The sequence below is a fragment of the Streptacidiphilus melanogenes genome, from assembly GCF_000787835.1.
GTDB lineage: Bacteria > Actinomycetota > Actinomycetes > Streptomycetales > Streptomycetaceae > Streptacidiphilus > Streptacidiphilus melanogenes.
The window spans coordinates 231,747-252,360 of sequence record NZ_BBPP01000006.1; the positions used below are offsets into that span (position 1 = coordinate 231,747).

13 protein-coding genes and 1 pseudogene are annotated in these 20,614 nt (G+C 67.8%); 7 read left to right on the forward strand and 7 right to left on the reverse strand.

The genetic code is table 11. The annotated features are described in order from the left end of the window. Nucleotides 1–251 precede the first annotated feature (251 nt). Nucleotides 252–1,202, forward strand: a complete 951-nt coding sequence (locus tag TR49_RS09705; protein ID WP_439654092.1) for a hypothetical protein — start codon at nucleotides 252–254, stop codon at nucleotides 1,200–1,202. A gap of 60 nt (nucleotides 1,203–1,262) precedes the next feature. Here the strand turns inward: TR49_RS09705 and TR49_RS09710 are convergent, their stop codons facing one another. Next, nucleotides 1,263–1,745: a WapI family immunity protein gene (locus TR49_RS09710; RefSeq protein WP_042379428.1), complete on the reverse strand. Its 483-nt coding sequence runs from the start codon at nucleotides 1,743–1,745 to the stop codon at nucleotides 1,263–1,265. Between the two features lie 583 nt (nucleotides 1,746–2,328). Continuing rightward, nucleotides 2,329–3,018 carry an SMI1/KNR4 family protein gene (locus tag TR49_RS09720; RefSeq protein ID WP_042379431.1) on the reverse strand — a complete coding sequence of 230 codons (690 nt, stop codon included), beginning with the start codon at nucleotides 3,016–3,018 and terminating at the stop codon, nucleotides 2,329–2,331. 239 nt (nucleotides 3,019–3,257) lie between these two features. Between TR49_RS09720 and TR49_RS46655 the strand changes: the two genes are divergently transcribed. The 3 genes from TR49_RS46655 (at nucleotide 3,258) to TR49_RS09740 (ending at nucleotide 7,524) form a co-directional block, all read left to right on the forward strand. Next, complete coding sequence (locus TR49_RS46655) at nucleotides 3,258–5,165, forward strand: DUF4419 domain-containing protein (RefSeq protein WP_084724733.1); 1,908 nt, start codon at nucleotides 3,258–3,260, stop codon at nucleotides 5,163–5,165. Nucleotides 5,166–5,360: 195 nt separating this feature from the next. Beyond that, nucleotides 5,361–6,125, forward strand: a complete 765-nt coding sequence (locus TR49_RS09735; RefSeq protein ID WP_236653287.1) for a YwqG family protein — start codon at nucleotides 5,361–5,363, stop codon at nucleotides 6,123–6,125. Between the two features lie 73 nt (nucleotides 6,126–6,198). Then, nucleotides 6,199–7,524, forward strand: coding sequence for a tyrosine-type recombinase/integrase (locus TR49_RS09740; protein ID WP_052434150.1), 1,326 nt, complete (start codon nucleotides 6,199–6,201; stop codon nucleotides 7,522–7,524). A gap of 366 nt (nucleotides 7,525–7,890) precedes the next feature. Here TR49_RS09740 and drmB read toward each other — a convergent pair whose 3' ends face one another. Genes drmB through TR49_RS09770 form a run of 5 tightly spaced genes read right to left on the reverse strand, consistent with a single transcriptional unit; the run spans nucleotide 7,891 to nucleotide 17,473 of the window. Then, nucleotides 7,891–9,825, reverse strand: coding sequence for a DUF1998 domain-containing protein (gene drmB / locus TR49_RS09750; protein WP_042379432.1), 1,935 nt, complete (start codon nucleotides 9,823–9,825; stop codon nucleotides 7,891–7,893). Then, nucleotides 9,822–13,346: a helicase-related protein gene (locus tag TR49_RS09755; protein WP_042379435.1), complete on the reverse strand. Its 3,525-nt coding sequence runs from the start codon at nucleotides 13,344–13,346 to the stop codon at nucleotides 9,822–9,824. Before TR49_RS09755 ends, drmB begins: the two co-directional genes overlap by 4 nt. A gap of 2 nt (nucleotides 13,347–13,348) precedes the next feature. Then, nucleotides 13,349–15,070, reverse strand: a complete 1,722-nt coding sequence (locus TR49_RS09760) for a DEAD/DEAH box helicase family protein (protein ID WP_042379636.1) — start codon at nucleotides 15,068–15,070, stop codon at nucleotides 13,349–13,351. A gap of 8 nt (nucleotides 15,071–15,078) precedes the next feature. Further along, the gene (locus TR49_RS09765) at nucleotides 15,079–16,641 is read right to left on the reverse strand and encodes a DISARM anti-phage system protein DrmE domain-containing protein (protein WP_042379436.1); all 1,563 of its coding nucleotides are present in this window, start codon (nucleotides 16,639–16,641) and stop codon (nucleotides 15,079–15,081) included. A gap of 4 nt (nucleotides 16,642–16,645) precedes the next feature. Further along, nucleotides 16,646–17,473: a hypothetical protein gene (locus tag TR49_RS09770; RefSeq protein WP_152627155.1), complete on the reverse strand. Its 828-nt coding sequence runs from the start codon at nucleotides 17,471–17,473 to the stop codon at nucleotides 16,646–16,648. A gap of 563 nt (nucleotides 17,474–18,036) precedes the next feature. On the opposite strand from TR49_RS09770, the gene TR49_RS09775 reads away from it, so the two are divergent. From TR49_RS09775 to TR49_RS41320, 3 genes and pseudogenes are all read left to right on the forward strand, one after another. Beyond that, nucleotides 18,037–18,948: an HNH endonuclease gene (locus TR49_RS09775; RefSeq protein ID WP_236653288.1), complete on the forward strand. Its 912-nt coding sequence runs from the start codon at nucleotides 18,037–18,039 to the stop codon at nucleotides 18,946–18,948. Nucleotides 18,949–18,993: 45 nt separating this feature from the next. Further along, on the forward strand, nucleotides 18,994–19,980 hold the full coding sequence (locus tag TR49_RS09780) for a NaeI family type II restriction endonuclease (protein WP_236653289.1): 987 nt from the start codon (nucleotides 18,994–18,996) through the stop codon (nucleotides 19,978–19,980). Nucleotides 19,981–20,036: 56 nt separating this feature from the next. Next, nucleotides 20,037–20,477: pseudogene (locus tag TR49_RS41320) on the forward strand (very short patch repair endonuclease); the annotation flags it as partial. Nucleotides 20,478–20,614: the final 137 nt, after the last annotated feature.

The following is a 20,614-nucleotide window of genomic DNA, read 5'->3' on the forward strand; positions in this document are numbered from 1 at the left end:
GGAGCATAGGCAACCGACGACAACGCAGCGAGGTGCGTGCTCCGGCGGCGCGCGCCCGACATGATCCATAAGAGAGGCCCTAGCCGGACCCGCTGACACCGAAGCACGGGACGGCAAGCGCGGTCCGAAAACCCCTTGCGGCCGGTCGGCCTGCTTGGTGGGATGCGGGGGTTTCGGCGGTGGGAGGCGACGGCTTGGCCGTGTTCGGGTGTGCAGGCTGCGGTGCGGTACTGACCGCGGCGGTGTCGGAGGTGGCGTTGCCAATCCACCTGGCCGACACACACTGGGAGACGCTGCACCCGCCACTGCTGGAAGCCGGGTCCTACACCGTCGACCCGGAGCCGTACGGACCGCCATGGCGGCAGTGGGACGAGGCCGGGGCGCGCGAGGCAGCGGAGCGGGGGCGCTTCGCGCCGTTCGGCGCGCTGTCCGACGGGCCGTCGGGCACCGTCCTCCTCGCGCCCGGCGACCTGCGGGGCGCCCGGCTGATCCTGGAGCGGGCCGGGGGCTACTGCATGGGGATCAACGGGAGAGACGGGCCGAACCTTGCCTGCCTGGCCTGCGATCTGCCGGTCGGAACGAGGATGGACGACTGCGGGTGCTGGCAGGTGGTCCGGCTCGACGCGCAAGCGGTGGTGCGGCTGCCCGGCCCGCCGGAGCGGCCGGTCATGGACTGGGCGGAGCTGCTGGCCACCGGCGCGCTGTGGCACCGGCTGGGCGAGTACCGGGACATCCCGGCGGGCGTTGCTCTCGCCCAGGTCGTGGTGGCCGCCGGGGGCGCGCCGGTCGAGGTGGCGCCCGGGCCGGTTGCCGAGCTCCTCGGCCGGGCGCTCGGCGCGCTGCTACCCGCCGGGGAAGGCGCGAAGCGGCTTGACCTGGCGGGGCCAGGATTCGGCGAGCCAGCCGCTGAACTGGTGCTGGTGCCGGTCCACCCACAGACCGGAGACATCTGGCAGCCCCACGGCGGGGCGGTACCAGTCCCTGTGGATGCCGCGCTCTGGGCCGAGCTCGCCTTCCCACCCCACCGGACCCGGTTGCCGGTAGTCGGCGGGCTGCCAGCAGGCGTGGAACGGGACGATCCGCTGCCGCCGCACCCGTGGTACCCGTTCCAGCCGTCCCGGGAGGCGTTCCGCTACACGTTGGCGCGGCTGCCCGCCGTCAGGGAGCCGTGGCTGCGGGCAATCTACGACCAAGGATGGTGAGCCGTCAGAAGCCGTGACGTCCACACCGCACACCCGCGGTGCCGCTGAGTCGTCAGCCTTTCAGCGAGCCGGGAAAGAATCCAAGGTAAGGTCCCATTTGTCGGCTTCGTGAAGCAGTGCCGCCTCATTCATGCGGACCTCCAGGAAGTACTGGTAGATGTCCGCGCTGTCGCCTCCCTGCTTCCACGGGGGCGCCGCCTCCAGGAAGAGGTGAACCCGAATCACCGCCCCCCGTTTGTCCCGGCTGGCCAGGCTTACGGCCAGCATCGGTTCGACGAACCATGTGTCCGGGGACAGCCAGCCTTCAGCATCGGGTCCGGTCACCGCGACCGTCCCGGCGGCCACCGCCCGCAGCCACGCGGAGACCTGACGGGCCTCGCCGGCCAGCAGGCACGGATCAGCAAAGGACCAACTGCCGTCAGGAGTGACCACCGTGCCACCGATGACCAGCCAGTTGTCGTCGTAGGAGTCGCCTCGGGCTGCGGGGAACTGATAGCGCAGTGGATTCAGCTCGACGCTGCTCGCGTGATCACTGAGCAGCACTGTCACGGCCTTCCTCGTCGAAGGCGTATGTGCGGACCGGGTCAAGGTGCAGTTCGTATGGGCCGAAGCAGTCCGCAGCGAGCGTCGCAACATGAGCCCCACACGGGCAGGCCCGGTTGGGCCCCTCGGTCCCGTTCGGGCCGCAGCATCCGGTGCTGTTCTCCCACTGCGGCAGGGGCTGCAGGTCGGGCGCGTCATCGGGGTGAACGATGACCGTGTCGCGGGGGCCGGCCGAGACTACGAAGCCCTCCTCGGTGGCCATGAGCGGCCCGCGAGGAAAGGCCGGTACGGGGTTGTCCTGGTCTTGCTGCGGGACGAACGGTGCTCCCCATGGCTCGCGGTCGATCGCGTAACTGCGGCGAGGCACCGTGGCGGTCGCCTGACGGGCTCCCTTGGGTCGGGCACCGTCGAGGTCCGGGACATCCGGGACGCTGGCCAGCGCCGTCAAGCCCGTCGTGAGCGCCTTGCCGCACCTGGAGCAGTAGAAGACCGTCATGGGTTCCGTTCTAATCGCAGACCGCTCGACCGCGCACCTCGATTCCTCGGCAACGGCGAACGCCGGCATTCGCGGAAGCACACGATTTCAGAAGCCAGCGGACGCCCGCTGGACGGTCTGCTCGGCCTTGTCCAGCCAGTCGGTGAACCAGCGGGCAAACGTGACGGGGTTCCCGTCCGCGTCGACGAGGGGCTTGAGGTCCACGTCGTCGGATCGGCGATCGGACCACATGGTGCCGCGACGGGAGCCGCTGAGGATCAGCCATTCGCGCTGCGCGCAGCCGTGGTGGCAGATCACAATGGCACCAGCCGTGCGCTCGGGGGCGAACATGACGGCTTCCCACCGCTCGTCCCACGACTCGATAGCAGTGTCGAAGTCCTCGATCTCCTCGAAGTCCTCCTCCTCGGGACGCTCGGCCAGCAGCCGGTCGAGGACCTCAGGATCCGGGCCCTTGTCGGGGAACGGTTCGGCGAGCTTGGAGAGATCTGCCAGGTCTGCGCCGTCTCCCTCCCAGCGCCAGCGGCCCTGAACGCGCCGCACCGGGAAGACACCGTAGGACGGACCCGCGCCCCCTGCGGCGACCGTTGCCAGGAAGTCCCGGTACTCCGAAGGCAGCCGCACACCTATCTGAGCTTCCAACTCCGCGATCTCGTCCTCGCCAAGCGGGTCCTCGAGCATCCACCGATGTCCGAGCGCCCCGAACACCTTCTGGCTCGGCGGGAGCGCCCCCAGCTCGAGGATGCGCTTCCTCACCCCGGTCCAATCCTGATCAACCATGCGGAGACCCTACGGGCTGCCTCCGACAGATCCACCGGGACGGCCTCCGCGCTCCGGGCGAGGCGCTCCCCTCCCAGCACGGTTCCGCAGAGGCTCCCCCTCCGTACCGACAGCCGAACCGTGTCTCCCTCGACGACAGCACTGTGCACATCGCTGGTCCGCGTGCCGGCCGTGACGAGGTGCCTTTGACCGGCGGAAACTCCGTGACTTTCTGTCGGGGTGGGACCTACCTTGTCGGGATGACTGAAAAGCCGTCGCCGTTCAGCTATGTCGGACCGCCGGAGCTGGCGGCGACGGCCCTGCGCGTGGGGACAGCGGGATGCGACATCCGGACCCTCGCCGACGTGGACCGATGGGCGGCTTCGATCGACCGGTCGGAGCTCAAGGAACCGTTCACCTTCGTGGTAACCCCGGACGGCACGCTGCGACTGACACCGCGCCGCAGCGAGCACGTGGCCTGCGCGGGCGGGCTGGGGGTGCTCGCGGCAGGCGAGATCACCCTCGCTCGTGGGGGCGACGGCGGCTGGGACGTGACCGAGATCAGCAACCTCTCCACCGGATACTGTCCAGACCCTGACTCCTGGCCAGCCGTCGCCGACGCGCTCGGCCGGGTCGGGATCGGCCGGCCCGACGGGTTCACGCAGCGATTCGTCTTCCGGCTCTGCCCCGAGTGCGGGCAGCGCAACGTGGTCAAGGACGAGGAGTACACGTGCGCCGTCTGCGGGCACGCACTCCCCGAGCGGTGGAACGCCGACTCGGCGGACGCGGGCGCGCGGTACCCTTCCGCGGCGGTGATCGACCTCCCGATCCCCGACGACGAGCGTGCCGAGGAGCTGGCCTCCGCGCTCGGGGCGGTGGACAACGCGCACTTCCTGCAGGCCGTTTCGGCTCGGCCAGTGCGGCTGCACCACCGCAGCGTTGCCACGCTGGTGTCCGAACCGCACAGCCACGCGCTCGAGGCGGCCGCCGAACCAACGTGGAGCCTGCTGCTGCGCGCGATCCACCTCAGCTTCGCCGCCCACCTCCCGCTGAGCCTCTCGCCCGACGTGCTGTGGTTCGCGGTCGTGCACGAAGTCGCCATCCACGTGAGGCTCAACGCCGACCAGTACGCCGGCCTGTTCACCGACACCCCTGGGCATCGTCGAACGATCCAGGTCCGCGACGACAGCCTGCTCGATCCGGCCCCTGACTGGAGCCGGTCCATTCGCCTTGTGCTAGAACCGCTGCGCGAGAACCTCGGACTGGAGATCACCGACCTTTTCCTGACCCGGTTCAGCACGACGACGGACGACGACGTCTCCTCGGCGCTCGTCGCGCTCATGTCCGTGGTCAGCCCCTACTACCGTTTCGAATGGCTGTCCCTCTGCGGAATCCCGCGGATCCGCCTGGAGGGCACAGCCGAGGACTGGCGGCTGCTGTCCCAACGGGTCCGAGAGCTCGCTCCGTGGTTCGACGGGCTGAGCGCCTGGTTCGACGCACTGCGTCCAGTGCTCGACGAGATAGCGGCAACCGCCGCCGGAGGCCCCGTCGACGAAGCCTTCTGGCGCTCCCTCTACAAGTGGGAGTCACAGTCGGGCGGCGACTACGTCTCCGGCTGGATCACCGTGCTCTTCGCCCATACCCAGACCCCGGCAGGCCCCAAGCCCAAGGAATCCTTCCGCTGGCGCCGCGGCGAGCGCTACCTGGAGAACGTCTTCCCCTCCCACGTCTCCAAGGTCCCCTTCCAGTGGACCAGCCCCGACGGCATCCGCGAGATGCAGTTCATGGCCGGCGTCCTAGGCATCGAGCGCGACGGCGACTATCTTCGACCCCGTCTCGCCCACGCGGTCACCGAACTGCTCCCGAGCAAACCGCATCCATCGGACCACCTCCTCCCAGACGGGTGGACGCACAGTCGGCTCCGGGAAGCCACCGGCTGCTCCACCGCTCGTGCGCTCGCCCTCGACCTGACAGTGCTGGTGCCGTCCCAGGACGGATGGCCCGCCGAAATCCATCCCACCCACGCGATCCAAGTCGCCATGTACTGCTACATCCGCTCCGCGGCCGACGGCATCTGGTACGTCGGAAACCTGCTGGACGACAGCCGAGAAGTCATCGTGTGGGACCGACTCGGCACCGACCTCACCGAGGCTTTGCGCCGCGTCTGATCCCACATCCGGAGTGAGGCGACAACCGGATAGGCGATGCATGGGCGGCGCTCCCGAGCCCGGTGGCTGTCGGTGCCGTACGGCATCATCAGCGCCGTGACCGCATCTCTTCAGTCGTATGAGGCTTTGGCCGCCGAGCACCTGCCGCCCGACGCAGCAGTGCGTTGGACCGCGCTCCTTCGGCCGTGCGTCCGCATGAGGAAGGCTTCAGAGGCCGAGCCAACAGCGACGCAGTTGGGTGGCGAGCCGCAGCTGCCCGTGGGCACGCCGTGGCCGGAGTGGCCGGACCACGGCCCGCTGTCGTTCATCGCCTCCATCGACTGCGCGGCGCTGCCCCGGAATGGGTTGGACCCAGCCTTTCCGGAGGACGGCACCCTGCTGCTCTTCTTCTTCGACGGTCAGATAGACGACGGGGACGCCATGGTCTGGGTAGCCGACCCGGACACCTGGGCAGGCGCCCGCGTCCTCTACGTCCCCGCCGGGTCGGAGACCGCCACAGCTGCCACCCCGGCCGGGCTGGAGCCCTACCCCCGCGTCGACCTCACCGCTTCCGCGCGATGCAGCGTCCCGGACCCATGGCATCCCTGCGCCCTGGACGCCCTGACCGACGGCGACGCACCGCTGGATCCCCGCGAGATCCCGCCGCACATCAAGACGTTCATGGACGCCGTCTACAGCGGCAACAACACCATCGGCCACCAGATCGGCGGCAACGCCCGCCCCGTCCAAGGCCCCGTCGAGTACGAGATCGCCCACGCCATGCTCGGGCCGAAGACCCGGTGGACCGATCCGCGACTGGACGAGGAAGCACAGCGCTGGACCCTGCTCGCTCAGATCGACACCGACGCGGACGCCAACATGATGTGGGGCGACTGCGGCACCCTCTACTGGCTCATCCGCCCTGAGGACCTCGCCGCCCGCCGGTTCGAGGAGGCCAAGCTCACCTGGCAGTGCTGCTGACACCCGCGTTCAGTGCCGCTGGAATCCGCCATGATCAGTGCGGTAGACCCAGTAAGCAAGAAGGCAGGCGCGTGTGTCCGCTCCGGGCTCGGTATACAAGCGGTGCGGGTGCCGGGAGGCAGGGAGCCGTCGGCAGCTCGGGCGGCACTGCCCGAAGCTGGCTCGGCGCGGGCACGGCAGCTGGTACTTCTCCCTGCCCACCGGTCAGGGTCGTCCACTGCGGCGCGGCGGATACACCACCCGCGACCAGGCCCGCGCCGCGCTCCACGAGCTGCGGGCGCGCACGATCGCGTCCGAGGGCCTGACCGTTGGCCAGTGGATGGAGCAGTGGCTCACCGGGCGGACCAATCTGCGCGCCTCCACCCGCCGCAACTACCGAAGCCATCTCGACCTCCACCTCCTCCCCGCTCTCGGCGACATCCGCCTGGCCGAACTCGACACCGCCCGCATCCAGGCCGCCTTCGACCAGCTCGCCGCCCCCGGTCCGGGCGGCACATCCGCCGTCTCGCCAGTCGGCCTGCACCGCGTCCGGGCGGCGCTGCGGACCATACTCAACGCCGCCGTCCGCGCCGGACTCCTCGAACAGAATCCTGCCCGCCAGGTCTGCCTCACCCCGACCACCCGTCCCCACCCGGTCGTGTGGACGGACGAGCGCGTCCGGAAATGGGAACGCACCGGCATCCGCCCCGCCGTGGCCGTGTGGACCGCGGAGCAGACCGCACAGTTCCTCACCTCCATCGGAGACCACTGCCTCTACGCCGCCTTCCACGTCATCGCCCTGCGCGGACTGCGCCGCGGAGAAGCAACCGGACTGCGATGGAGCGACCTCGACCTCACCGCCGGACTGCTCACCATCTCCCGGCAGGTCCAGTACCAGGACGGGCGCCTGGTCACCTGCCCGCCCAAGAGCCGCGCCAGCAACCGCACCATCGCCCTCGACCCCGACACCATCGAAGTCCTCCGCGCCCACCGCACCCGGCAGAACGCCGAGAAAATGCTGGCAAGAGAATCCTGGCGGGAAACCGGTCACGTCTTCACCCGGCCCGACGGCACACTCCTATCCCCGGAAGTCCTCACCCAGTTGATGCGGGAACTCAACGACGCGGCCTGCTTGCCACCGATTCGCCTTCACGATCTCCGGCACGGGGCGGCCACGCTCGCACTCGCCGCGGGCGCCGACCTGAAAGTCGTGCGGGACATGCTCGGCCACTCCAGCATCGTGCTGACCGCCGACACCTACACCTCGGTCCTGCCCCAAGTCGCCCACCAGGCAGCCGCCGACACCGCAGCCCTCATCCGCGCCGCCGGAAGCCTCGTCCCAGGAACCCGCCGACGACGGCAGCCGGACTACCCCCGGCCGCCGAAAGCGGACCCCCTGCAGCAGGCCCGAGCAGCCTGAACCCGCAGATCAGCGCACCCGCAGGCGCGCGGACCAGCAGCACCGGTCGCCCCACCAGGCCCCCACCTCGCACCCATCACAGACCAGACAAAGCAAAAGGCGGCCGACCCACGAAGGGCCAACCGCCTTATCAAGCTTGCCACTTGGGCAATCCGTGCTTTGTGCGCCGCCAGGGACTCGAACCCCGGACCCGCTGATTAAGAGCCGGACTTTGTCATCCAGTCCGAGCGGTGCCAGTCTATCCGATCCGAGGCCCGCGAGGCTACCAAGACGTGCCGGCGGATGCCACCCGAGACCGGGGCCGCCGCTCCCACCACCGTGTCAGCGCAGGCCCGTCACGGCCTCCCAGCCATGACGGGCCCCCGGTCAGGTGGAGAGGTCTGCGAAGTAGCCCAGACCCGTCTTGTCCAGCGTTCCAACGACCAACCCGCGGTCGAGGAAGCGGTTGAACTCCTCGCAGGCTGTCTCTGGGAGCAGGGCGCAGCTATGGCAAGCAGCAAGGTTGCAGGAGTCGGGACCCTGGCCGCTGCTCTCCATGCAGACAGGGTCAGAGGAGCACCAGCGGGCGTTGCTGACGGCATTGCGCAGGACGGTCTCGAAGCGTTCGGGTTGACCCATGCGGACCAGCCCTCCAAGGGTCCCTTCAGAGTCCCCGGCGGCGGTATAGATGAGGATTCCGCTCATGCCGTCGCGTCCTGGGGAGACGTACAGGCGCTCGCGCAGGGAGGCAGAGCTGTAGCCACATTCGTAAGTGAGCTGATTGATAAGCAGATGGGCGAGAGTGTGGAGAAGAACCAGACGGGGTGTGACGTCGCGGTCGGCGAGGTGGCGGTCAGCGGCGACAGCCTGGAAACGGCGCACTATGGGGTCGAGCCGCTGCTGGACGTCGGGTCCCGCTTCCCAGTCGGCAAGACGGTCGGGATCCAGCTCCAGGTAGATACCTTCCCCGAGAACGGTGTAGGCGGGAAGCCATGACATGCCGTCGGCAGGCTCGCTGCGGCGCAACAGAGCCATGCGTGCTGCCGTATCGGCGCTAGAGGACTCAGCGAAGATCCGGTTGAAGCCGGACAGTACCCGGGTTTCACGGAGCTTCTCCACGAGCCTCACCCGGGGCACGAGTGCCGTGATCTCGTCAGATGAATCGGTCTCCGGTTCACGGACGACGAGTTCGGCCGATTCGGTCGCGTTCCGGATGTATTCGAACTCTTCTTGGCGGAAGGGAGCCTGGACGACCATATCCGCCGCCAGCGGTGGCGCAGACGCAGCTTCCGTGACGTCACCGGCGTTCTCCAGCAGGGCGAGGGCAGCCTCGATCTGCGAGTCAGTGAAGTCCTGTAGGCGGAAGGCGTTGTTCTTTGCCGACTTCCTCAGCCTCGCGGCTGTCATCTGCTGCCCCGGGTCCAGGACATCCCGGAGGTTCGCGCGAGTCCTTGCGATGGTCTGCTCTTCGAGGGCTTCGAGAACCGCGCGATCAACGCCAGCGGTGCCCGCCTCGGGGATGAAGATGGAGCTCTTCACCAGCGCGTAGTACACGTTGGAGGCGCCGCGGAGACTGCCGCGCAGCGGAGATCCGCAGGGCTGCCCCTGGGTATCCAGACCTAGCCAGGGCATGGCTCCGCGGCAAGAGAATTCGTTCCCCTTGTCGAGGTTCGCCGTGAGGTAGGTTGTCTCCTCCCCGCTCTCGCGGTCGCGCTCGACGGACGTGACGCCCTCGAGGCTACGGTCCTTGCCACACGTCTCGCAGACAACTCGCTGAGAGGCGAGAGTGCCTCCGCCGAGGGTCTTGAGTTTCAGTTTGGGCGAGCGGCAGAAAGCCGTAGCAGAGCGATGGACCCACTCGTTCCAGGGGAAGTCCTGGAGGTGCCCGCGTTCGCACAGGGCAACGAAGGGGACCTGGGCAAGATACGGGGCCCAGGAGGCCTTCTGCCGGGGGCAGGCCGGGTTAATGCAGCGCGGGCGGTCCGCTACATGTAGCGGGCTCCGCGTCAGGGCGCGGCAGCGGGGACAGAAGCTCCACGCAGGAAAGCGCAGGACGGGGACTTGAAGACCGGTGTTGTACTGGCCGCGGTTGGCCTTGTAGGTGTCGCGGTAGTCCGGCGGGGCGTAGAGGGCGGCGACGCCGAGGTGGCGTTCCAGACGCCATTCCCGGATCCGGAACTCCTCCTGGTCAAGGTTGTCGGTCGGGGGGAACCAGTGGTCCAGCCCTGCGGTGACTACGGAGGTGCCGTCAGCGAGGACCTGCATAGCTCCAGGGCCGAAAGGGGCGACGAACTGCGAGCGACGTACCTTCCCGCTGATCACTGCTTGGCTCCCTCGAGTGCGTACTGCTGGGTGATGACGGCGCGGCACTCCGCGTCAGCTCCGCGCATGGAGGACGGCGTGGCCCAGGTACTGAGCTCGACATTCTCGGCGGCGTATTGGCCGGCGGCGCGCATCAGGCTGCCGAGTTCGGGGCTGGTGCCTTGGGTTCCCCAGGCGGTGGGCTCCCAGTTCTCCCATTCGTTGCGGAGCTTGGCCAGAACATCGGCGACTCGGTCCGCCTCGTCGGGATCGCACTCTTTCACACGGTCTTGGAGGATTTGCGATGCCTTGTCGAAGAGAGCCGCGGGGAAGGGGTACGGGGGCAGGGACTGCTCGCCGGCCTGGCGGATGTAAGACAGGGCGGCGGCGTGCAGAGCTCGGTCCAGCGCTGGCGGTGCGAATGGGGTGGCGCTGGTGGGTTCGACCTGGGCGTACAGCCGTTGGTGGTAGCTGCGGAAGCGTTCGAAGTGGCTGCGGTCCCGCGGCTTCGCTGCTCCGTAGAGCGTGACGATCAGGCCAGGGCGCTTGTCCCATTTGCGGCCGACTCGGCCGGTGACCTGGATGTACTGGGAGGTGCTCTTTGGCTGACCGACTACAGCCATCAGAGAGAGGCGGTCAATGTCGATGCCTACCTCGATCAGGCTGGAGGCGAGGCAGACATCAATGGCCTTGCCTCCGTCGGCCCGCTGTGCGAGCTTCTCCATGGCCTCGGGAATCTGGTCCTGGCGCAGTCGGCTGGTCATCTCCTCGACCCGGTTGAGGTAGCGCAGATCGGCCCGGTCGGTCGTGCACCGGTTGTTGATGGTCTTGAGGTAGTCGGGGATGTCGGACTGCATCAGCGACAGCGAGTTGCCCAGCTCGCGGAGGCTGTTGAAGAAGGTCATCAGCGTCCACCAGGGGTCCTGCTGCTCTTCTGGTGAGTCCTTTGCTGCTTGGAGAAGGGCGGCAAAGGATCGGACCTGCGTGGTCTGCATGGAGCCCAGGGCCGGTGCGTGCACGCCGACGTACTTGCGGCCCGGCAGGAGCTTCCCGGTCTTGTCGCGTGCGTAGACAGCGAAGAACGAATCGTCGGCGTCCAGACCGTGCGGTGGAAACAGGCGCACGGTGTCACGTGCATACAGGGCCCTGACCTGCTCTTCGTGACGGCGGATGGTCGCGGTAGAGGCGATGATCTTTGGTTTGATCGGACCCGACTTGCTCTGGCCCGTGCACAGTTCCTCGATGACGCCCTCGTACAGGCCGGTCATCGAGCCGAGCGGTCCGGCGATCAGGTGCAACTCGTCCTGGATGACCAGCCCTGGGGGCGAGTAGTCACGGTTCCCGGACTTGCCAAGGCCGAACAGGGCACGGGCGTGCGGGTTCCAGGCGAGCTGGGCGAACTTGTCGATCGTGCCGATGACCAGGGACGGCCGATAGTCGTAGACGTCGTCGTCGACGACGTAGACGGGCAGCGGCTTCTCGTCGGTGGAGAACGTACAGTCCGGGTCAGGGCAGGTGAAGACAACGCGGCCGCTGTACTCGCTATACCCGGCAACGCTGCTGTGCTTGACCCGCTGCTTTCCCCGTTGGGCACGGCCTTGTCCGGCCGGTGCTTCAGTCGGGCTCTCGACGCTTTTGACCGGCCCCATCTGGGCCGCACACCAGGGACAGCGCAGCAGCAGGAAGGGGTTCTCGCCGCCGTCGCTGGCCAGCTTGCGCAGCGCGGCTACAGCGTCTGCGTTCCGATTCGGCGTCGAGTCGCCGCCGACCCAGATGCCGATGGAGAACCGCTCAGAGCCCAAGCGATTTTGGTGCTTGCTCCGCAGGTCCTCGAGTGCGCAGATGAGGCCTGCAGCGCGTAGGAACTGCTGTGCCGTCAGCAGCCTCAGCGTGTAGCGCATGAGGATGGTGACGCCTGCGTCCCCGCAGTCGCGCAGTCGTCGCAGCAGCATGGCGAAGGCCGACAGGCCCAGGTAAGCCTCAGTCTTACCGCCTCCGGTGGGGAAGAAGATCAGGTCCACCGCCTCGCGATCCGAGTGGGCTGGATCGGCGGTCGAGGGGATGGCGGCGAGCAGGAACGCGATCTGGAAGGCACGCCAGTTGCCACGCCCGTTGTTGGCGGCTGCCTTCTCGTCAGGGGGGTTCCCTTCCACTTGGAATCGACCGTCGACGAGTGTGGTGGTGCGTAGCTTCGCTCCCGAGCGAAGCTGTTGGCGGAGCATGGCCGCGTTGGCCAGCCGGAACGCCAGGCCGATGTCGCTGTCAGCGTCGCGGACCAGGTCCAAGCCCTCTCGCATCCGGCGCAGCGCCCTACTGCAGTCTTCGATGTGGCGCTGTGCAGTGGCCTGGAACTCCCCTTCGAGGGTCGCTGCCTCGGCCTGCTTTGTGGCGATCCAAGCTTTGTATTCGGTGAGGATCCGTTCGAGTTGGGCCAGTCGTCCCGGTTCCGTCCCAGCGAGCTGCGCCATGGAGACCGTCAGGGCGGTACCGTCGCCGAGGACGATGTCGGGGGTGATGCTGGGCGTCTCGTACTCGGGCAGCGGGTCGGCCTTTGCCCAGCTGGAGCGTCCTTCGCTGTCAGGGTCGGCCCAGTCGGCAGAGCATCCGTGGCCGATGGCATAGGTGCGGGCGTGGCGGTAGATCAGGCGGAACGAAGCGTCATCGGGATGGGCTCCGGCTTCGGCGTTCTCCGGGTACGGTGCCAGCCAGCTGTCCTGCGGTGTGGCCGTGATGGCGGTCTGGAACAGGCAGGCGGCGTCCAGCGCTCTGGCGCCGGGGGTCGTGCGGTTGACGAGGGCAACGGTCGTCATTGTGCCGCCGCTGTGCTGGCGCAGGCTGGCGGTGAGACGCAGGTCCAAGCCTTCGATGCCGGTGGACTCTTCGGACTCTGGCGTCAGGTCCCGGTGCAGGTGCGGAATCCGCCGAAGCTCTTCGGGTGAGAGCTTCCAGACGGCTTTGACCGGTACGCGCTTCCACCAGGTACGTTGGGCCCCGCCTGGGAGGTCGATCCGCAACTGTTCGTACCGGCCGCCATCAACCTCAATACGCAGCCCAGCCTGGGGTTGTGTCGCGAGCAAGAACGAGATGCCCATGGCCGTAGGGCGGCGTTCATTAGCCCCAGACAGGTCGAAGTCAGCGTCGTCGGCCGTGGCACCCAGCCGTCCAGCGGATCCCTCCCAGCCGACGGGCTCGGGCTCCTGCTGCTCGTCTGCGGACAGACCCGGGACGAGGGCAGCGTCGGCGATTGCCTGCTCCATGGCCCGGGCCGCTTCCTCAACGTCGGCGTCCGCTATTCCTCCGGTGCCGGTCGCGGTCGGCAGTGCGGGGTACAGGACACCTACGCCGTAGCGGACCAGGGGGGCGCGGTCCAGAATCTCCTCGCCTGTGGTGGCGTCGGTCCACGGCCCGTAGGACTCGTCCTTGTCCGCGAAGGTGGTCTTCTCCAGGGGCTTTCCAGCCGGGGCGGGTCCGAGCAGTTCGGCGCGTAGCGCTGCCAGGATGTCCTCGCGGCCGGCGGTTCGCTTGGTGTCGTCCTCGGACACGGTCACTCTCCCAGAAGGAGTCGGCGGAAGTCGGCGCGCGCGGTGTCGCGGGCCAGCACTGTCAGGTCGTCGCGGGCGCGTGAGGTGGCGATGTAGAGCAGGGCTTCGCCGGTCTCGTCGCTGACGGACTCGATGTCGGTGACGATGACGGCCGCGGCGTCCAGGCCCTTGAAGGCGTGTGCGGTACCGAAGCCGACGCAGCCTTTTCGGGGCTGGTCCAGGGGGGCCAGGCGGGTGCGCCAGCGCGGATCAGTGCAGACCGCTGCCGCGCCGGTGGTACCTCGCGGCGACAGGACGACGACCTCGTCGGCCGCGAAGCCATCTGACTGCAACCTGTCCAGGTGGTGCACCAGAAGCTTCTGCTGTTCCTGTGGGGTCTTCCACCAGTCGCGGCGGGTCTCACGGTTGTTCTCAGCGCGCAGGGTGTCGCTGTAGCCGGGCTTGAGCCGCGAGGTCTCTTCAACGTACTGGGAGATCGCGGGGACGTTGCGGCAGTTCACCGTCAGGCTGATCGAAGTTGGGGCGCTGGAGGTACGTCGGTGCAGGAGATCGATGCCTTCACCGTCGCAGTAGTAGATCGCTTGGTTGGTGAAGTCGCCGAACTGCAGCCACCGGCCGCTGCCGAGTCCTCCGTGTAGCGCGACGTCCAGGACGTCGAGGTAGGTGTCCCGCATGAGGTCCTGGGCCTCGTCCACGACCAGCGCGTCGAAGCGCGGGCCGTCGGACAGGAGTACTTCCAGAGCTTGTTCCGGCAGCACCTCGTCGAACCATCTCTCGCGATCGGTGCCGACGATGCGCTGCCTTTCGGATGCGGGGAGGAGTTGGGTCATGAAGCCGTGCAACGTACCGGCCGTGATCAGCTCTTCGGCGGCTGTCTCCTCCTTGAGCCATCCGCCTAGAAGCTTGTTGTAGCAGCAAAGGAGCACCCGGGCGCCGTCGGCGGCGAGTCGTCGCGCGGCTTCCACTGCGAGGAAGGTCTTGCCGGTGCCAGCTGGGCCCTTGATGATGCAGCGTGGATTCTCCGCGAGCATGTCGAGCACGCGGTACTGGTGCTGAGTGAACTGCTGGGCCTCCTCCTCCCTGCGATAGCGGCGGAGCTTAGGCGGCTCGGCGAACTCGAAGGACGGCCGCAGGATGTCCAGCGCGCGGGCGCAGGTGGCCGCGGTGGGCTCAGCAGATCCTGGGGAGAACCAGCTGCGGGCATTCGGGGTGGCAGCTAGGTGATCGCGGTAGCCCTTCAGTATGCCGAGGACCAGAGCGGAGATCGGGGTGCGGTGGAAAGCCACGGCGTCGACCGACTGCCAACTGTGCCATTCGGTGGGGTTAGGCACCTGGAATCGGGCGTGGGTGAAGCAGACTGCGGAGGTGACGGGCAGGGGCGGGAGCCGCGGACTGGCTTTGCGAAGTTGCCCCTCGACGGCGAACTTCGCCTCGTCTGCCTGTACGAACGGGCCGCGCGCCTCCGGGCGGTGGGAGCCGAGCTTCCACTGCCCATCTGAGAGCCGGTCCACCTTGAGGTGCGACTTCACCTCCAGGCAGAGCATGCCAACACCAGGGACCAGGACTACGAAGTCGACCTCGCCCTGGATCTGCCGCGGGTGATCGGCGACCGCCAGCGAGTGCAACGCGATCCAATCGCCGGTGGCCGGGTCGTCGCGGAGCCGCTCGAAGACCTCGCGCTCCCCAGGCGGCGTGCTCGCGCGGTCGTAGTGCGGCGGGATCATTCGGGTCATCAGGAATCCTCCGTGGCACGGAGCCGGCACAGGACGTTGAGCGGGACGACCAGGGTCTCAGGGAGGAGGTGCTCTACCCGGGTGATGACCACGGTCTCGCGGTCAACACCTCCTGGTGTGACCGCGCACCACCCGGCGGCAAGCAGGCGATTGGTCCGTTCAGGGGTGGCCGCCCGAAGAATGTCCTCGGCGTACCGCTGTCCGGCGCTGCGGTGCGCGCTGTCGATACGACGGAGGTGCTCCCAGGTCTCATCGAGGTCCGCGAAGATCCGCAGGTAGCGCAGGACGACGGCAAAGTCGCTCTTGCTCCGTGGGCGAATACACCAGCCGCTGATCCAGTAGCTAACGTTGGCAGTGTCGGCCCCAGCCCGGCGCAGGTCGTCAGCAACGCCGCGGATCCCGCGAGGATGCGCCTCAGTGCGCTCCCACAGCTTGTCCTTCCACATGTTCTGCGTTGCCCGCAATGAGTTCGCGTCTGCTCCCAGGAGGACGTCTGCACGCTCCGTGAGGTCCTGGTGGTGCGGCTTGCTCCGCAGGACCAGGTAGTCACCGCAGCCGACGGATGAAGCTGGGACCTGCTCGAGCCGGACTTCGGGCAACAACTGGGTGCGCAGGGTGAGGATGCGGGCGTCGGCGTCCACGGGCAGTAGCACGTGGGAGCCGTCAGCAAGCAGAGCGGCACGTGCTCGGACCTGGTCACGGGCGTTGGCGTGACCGCTCTCGGAGCGAGAGGCGGGGAAAACTGCCCGGATCTCCTCCCCGAGCGAGCACTCATCGGCTGTGAGCCGGTCAGCGGGCTCAGCCCCGGCTTCGTCCAAGTGCTCTTGGCCCGCCCCGCTATAGAAGGTGGCGGATCTCTGGACCGGACGAACAACGCCGGTGCTCACGGCGGGACCGTAGAGCATCGGTTCCACCGCCGGCTCTTCACGGAAGAAGTCGTAGTGGACAAGGGCAAGGTTGCGAGCCCGGGGCGCGTTGAGGAGCCCCGGCTTTAGCCAGCGCGGCGGGCCGACGACCGCTGCTGATCCGTGGACCCCGCCTCCTGCCAGGTCGGCCTCGGTGCCCGCCTGAACCGCCACGCCCCGATGCGCCATTGCCTGGGACACTGCTTCGAGGAACCGGCGATCTGGCACGACGACGATGCCGGCCCGAACGTCGTCCAGGGTCAAGAAGTCGCGCACACAGTCGCCGAGTGGATCGTCATCGGAGCTGGCGAGCCAGGCGAGGAGTTGTGCAGCTCGGTGCAGACCGTCCACCGAGTCGGCATCCGCGACTGGGGCCAGCCGGACCGCCTCGGCGGCGAGCTGGGCTGCTGCGCCGCTGAGCTGCAGATGCGGGTCGTCGAACGAAAGCGGGACGTTGCAGAGGAGCCTGCGGGTCCGGCGCAGCACCAGAACACTGGGCCGCCACAGGTCGGAAGCTCCCGTCTCGCCCAGACCACGAAGAAGCCGGGTTGCAACGGTCACATACGCCCGCGCACCTGAGTGCTCGACTGGTTGGTCCCAGATCTCGCATTCCAGAGAGCAGGCGTACACCTGGTCGATGCCGTCGATCGCCGTCACTCGTTCATCCCCTGTCCTGCCACGCGAGCACTTCGATGCCGCTGGGCACTTCGGCGAGGTCCGAAGGCAGCGGCAGGTCGCACAGGCTTCGCCCGCGACGGCTCTCGAGCAGGTCAGCGGCAGCTTCGCCTGATGCCCCAAGGCGTTCGACCAAGGCCACTGTTACCGGGGCCATATTTGCCCCGAGCCACCGGCAGACCGCTGCCGCACCGTCCAGCACTACGGCGGACGGGTGCCGACCAGCAACGAGCGCCCGGTACTCCTCGGGGTCCTCCCGCGCGGAAAGGATCAGGCTGCGGTACTGGCGACCGGTATCGCGCACAGCCCTGGGCCGTAGCAAGGAGCCGAGCGGAACCGCCGGGGACGAGAAGGAGGCGGCGACGATGGTCTGTGCTTCCTGCTCCGTGCGCACGCCGCTGCCGACGATCACGCAGTGAAGCGCGCTGAAGCCGCAGAAATCTACGGCAGGTCCCGGAAGCAGGCCGTCGAGTCCGTCGGGGATCTCGAGCGGGTGCGAGTACTTCCTGTTTGCCTCGAGGTCGGCCCTTTCGTCGGGCCAACGAAGCAGGTCGATCCGGTAGCGGTCCGCCGGAAACTTCGATCCGCCGACGTGGAACAGCTGACGCTGGCGGTCCAATAGCGTGCCCTGGAAGACGCCAACGAAGCTGGCGGTTCCTTCAGTCGGCACCAAGCGGACCGCATGCTCGTGCTCCGGGAGCCGCGAGGCCGGCTCGAACTGGCAGCCGCCTACCTGTGGGTTGTGCTGCGGGCGGAAGGCAGCAAAGACCACTCCGCAGCCCACCAGCGACCCCGCAAATCCAAGGGCGGGCACCGAAACCGCGATGGTGCCGCGCTTCCCTGATTGGGCCAGCTCAGTGGCCCACGCCCCCAGATCACTGAACCATGAGGCCCAACTGGGAAGTCGGCGCCGTTGGCCCTGCTCCGTGCACAGCGCCGCCCGGCCTAGCGGCGTACGCCCCCCAGCGGGTCCCACGATCCCTCCTGCCCTGACAGCCCAGGCGCCACCTGCGCATTCACCGTATGCACACCTGTGGAGGCGTCAGGCTACATCAATATCAAGGGAGCTGAACTCACAGGGCGAGTCTTCGTAAGTGAGTTGAGAGAGATCAGCCCGGCACCGTCGAAGCACCAACACGGTGGAACACCGGGCACCGCCCGCTCGAGACCTCGCGCGCAGGCCACGCCTGGAAACCCTCCACCGCTATAGGACCGCTTCAGAGTGGTGATTGCCGTCACGAGCCTTCCCTCCCTCTCTTGATTCTTGACGGCAAGATTGGCCAGATCTTGCCGCCAAATCTGGGCAAATACACATGAATCATCTACTGCGGCTTGGCTTATCTGCTTGTGGAGCAATCTCAAGCCGCCTAGAGTTCCGTGACGCTCAGGGTTCTTCTGAGAAGATCCGATCGTCGGAGGGATGCCATGCCTCGCGTAGAGCTCGACGGGGGGCGCCCTCTGCCCGAACCGGGAGACCCCGCGATCGACGAACTGTTCGGCAGCCGCGAAACGACGGCAGCCTGCCGATTCCTCCTGGAGCGGCGGCAGAACGCGCCCACCATGGCCGAGTGGCTCGCGTATTCGCAGCAGGCGTTCGGTAAGGCGAACGTCCACAGCCAGCGACGGCTGCGGGAGGTCCGGAGCCACTTCGTGGTTGAGAGCCGCCGCCGGACGGGCGACGGCGAGTGGGTCTACGAGCTCAAGGGATGGAAGAAGGAAGCCGCGGCCGCTTCGAAGATCTCGCCGCGACTGCAGGCGGAGGTCTTCAGCAAGAAGGGTCGCTACTGCCACATGTGCGGTGCCGGTCCCGACCAGGTACGCCTGCAGATCGACCACATCATCCCTGAGTCGTGGGGCGGCAAGACCGAGTTCGAGAACCTGGAGCCGCTCTGCGAGGAGCACAACCACGGAAAGCAGGCGTTCTTCGCCTCCCTGGACAACTTCGGCCCGGCGATCGCACATGCGCTGCCGAAGCAGAGTCCGTGGGAGCGCATTGGCGAGCTCCTGATCGCCTTCAAGGAGATGGCGCAAGCAACTCCCGTCGAACTCATCGAACTGGTGGCCCAGGAAACGCACAAGGGCGACCCGAAGAAGCGCCTGCGGGAGCTCCGTTACGTCCTCGGCTGGGACATCGTCCCTCACCGGCGGAAGAGCGAGGGGGTGACCGAGGTGACCTACGAGCTGCGAAGCGCGCTGCCCTGGCCGCCCGAGGGCGCCCAGGCGGCGGTCGCGGAGTACGAGCGCAAGCGCAAGGAACGCAAGGCTGCCGAAGTAAAACTCGCCGACTGAGTGAGTGCTTCAGCAGCCCGAGCATCGCACCACATCGCACGCACCGTGATCATCAGCCCCGGAAGCGAGATAGCCGTGCCCACTGCAGAGCCGCTGTTCCCCGTGTCCCCTGGCAGCCCTCTGGGTCCCGAACTTGAGCGCGTCGAAGCCGCCATCCTCGCGGCTGACCCGCACGGCGAGAAGTTCGCTGCGGCGTTGCGCCGCACGTTCGACATGCTCCTCGACGGCCAGCACACGGGCCGCTTCCGCTGGGAGCAGCTGCACAAGACGGAGAAGACTCACGCCGGAACGCTGGTAGAGATCAACCTGCAGCGGGAGTTCGGTTTCGCCGATGGCGAGGCGATGGACTACTCGATCGCGGGCGCCGACGTCGACTGCAAGTACTCGCAGGACTTCGGAAAGTGGATGATCCCGCCGGAGGCGATGGGCCACCTGTGTCTGGGGCTGTGGGCGAGCGACCAGGCTGGACGCTGGTCCGCGGGCCTGTTCAGGGTCACTGAGGACGTGCTGACGAAGAAGGAGGGGAACCGCGACGGCAAGCGGACGCTCACGGCAGCTGCTCGTGACAGGTCGGTGCGCTGGCTCTTCCGCGACGCCCCGCTGCAGGACAACATCCTGCTTCGCCTCTCTCCGCTGGACATCGCCGCGATCTTCGCGCCCAAGGCCGGCACGCAGCGGCTGCACGAACTCTTCCGCCGGACGCAGGGCCGCGTGGTCTCCCGGAGCGTAGTCGCAACGGTCGCGCAGCAGGAGGACTACATGAAGCGCGTGCGCTACAACGGCGGCTCGCGGTCCGCGCTGCAGCCCGAGGGAATCGTCATCCTTGGCCAGTACGGTAACCACCAGGAGGTGGCCAGGGTTCTCGGGCTGACCGTGCCGGGTCCCGGCGAATCCTTGAGCGTGCGGCTGGCACCCTGGACCCCGCCACACACTGATGCGCCTTGGGTCGAGTTGGAGGGCAGCAAATGGGTGGTGGCGCGGGAGGGCGATCCCGTCGTGATGGCGCCGAAGCTACCGGAGAAGGACGCGTAGCAGCAGGCGCAGGGGGAACTCCGGGTCCTCCTGGGTCGTCCAGCGGCGAGTGGAAGCCGCCGGATGGCTCGTGGGCTTCGTCGGCTGCGCGCCGCCGCAACATGCAGGCGATCCGCAGCCGCGACACCACTCCGGAGAGGGCGCTGCGGTCGCTGGTGCACGCGGCCGGCCTGCGCTACCGGGTGGCGGCGAAGCCGCTGCCTGGCATGCGTCGCACCGCTGACCTGCTGTTCCGGCCGACGCGGGTGGCCGTGTTCGTGGACGGCTGCTTCTGGCATCACTGCCCGGATCACTTCGTGCTGCCGAAGACGAACCGGGACTACTGGACCGAGAAGATCGACCGCAACGTGCAGCGGGACCGGGACACCGATGCACGTCTGGAGGCGGAGGGCTGGCTGGTGCTCCGCTTCTGGGAGCACCAGCCGCCCGATGCAGCAGCCGCCGAGATCATCGCCGCTGTCCGGGGGCGGCGTGGCAAGGACGCCGACGGCGGCTGAGGTTTCGTGGACTTCAGCTGCCTGCCGCGGTGACCTTCTTGACCGACTTCTTCTTCTGCGCGGGGACGGTCGGCGCCGCTTCCTCGCGGTGCGGCAGCGTCGGCGGGTCCAGGAGGGCCCCGGTACGCCCCAGCGCC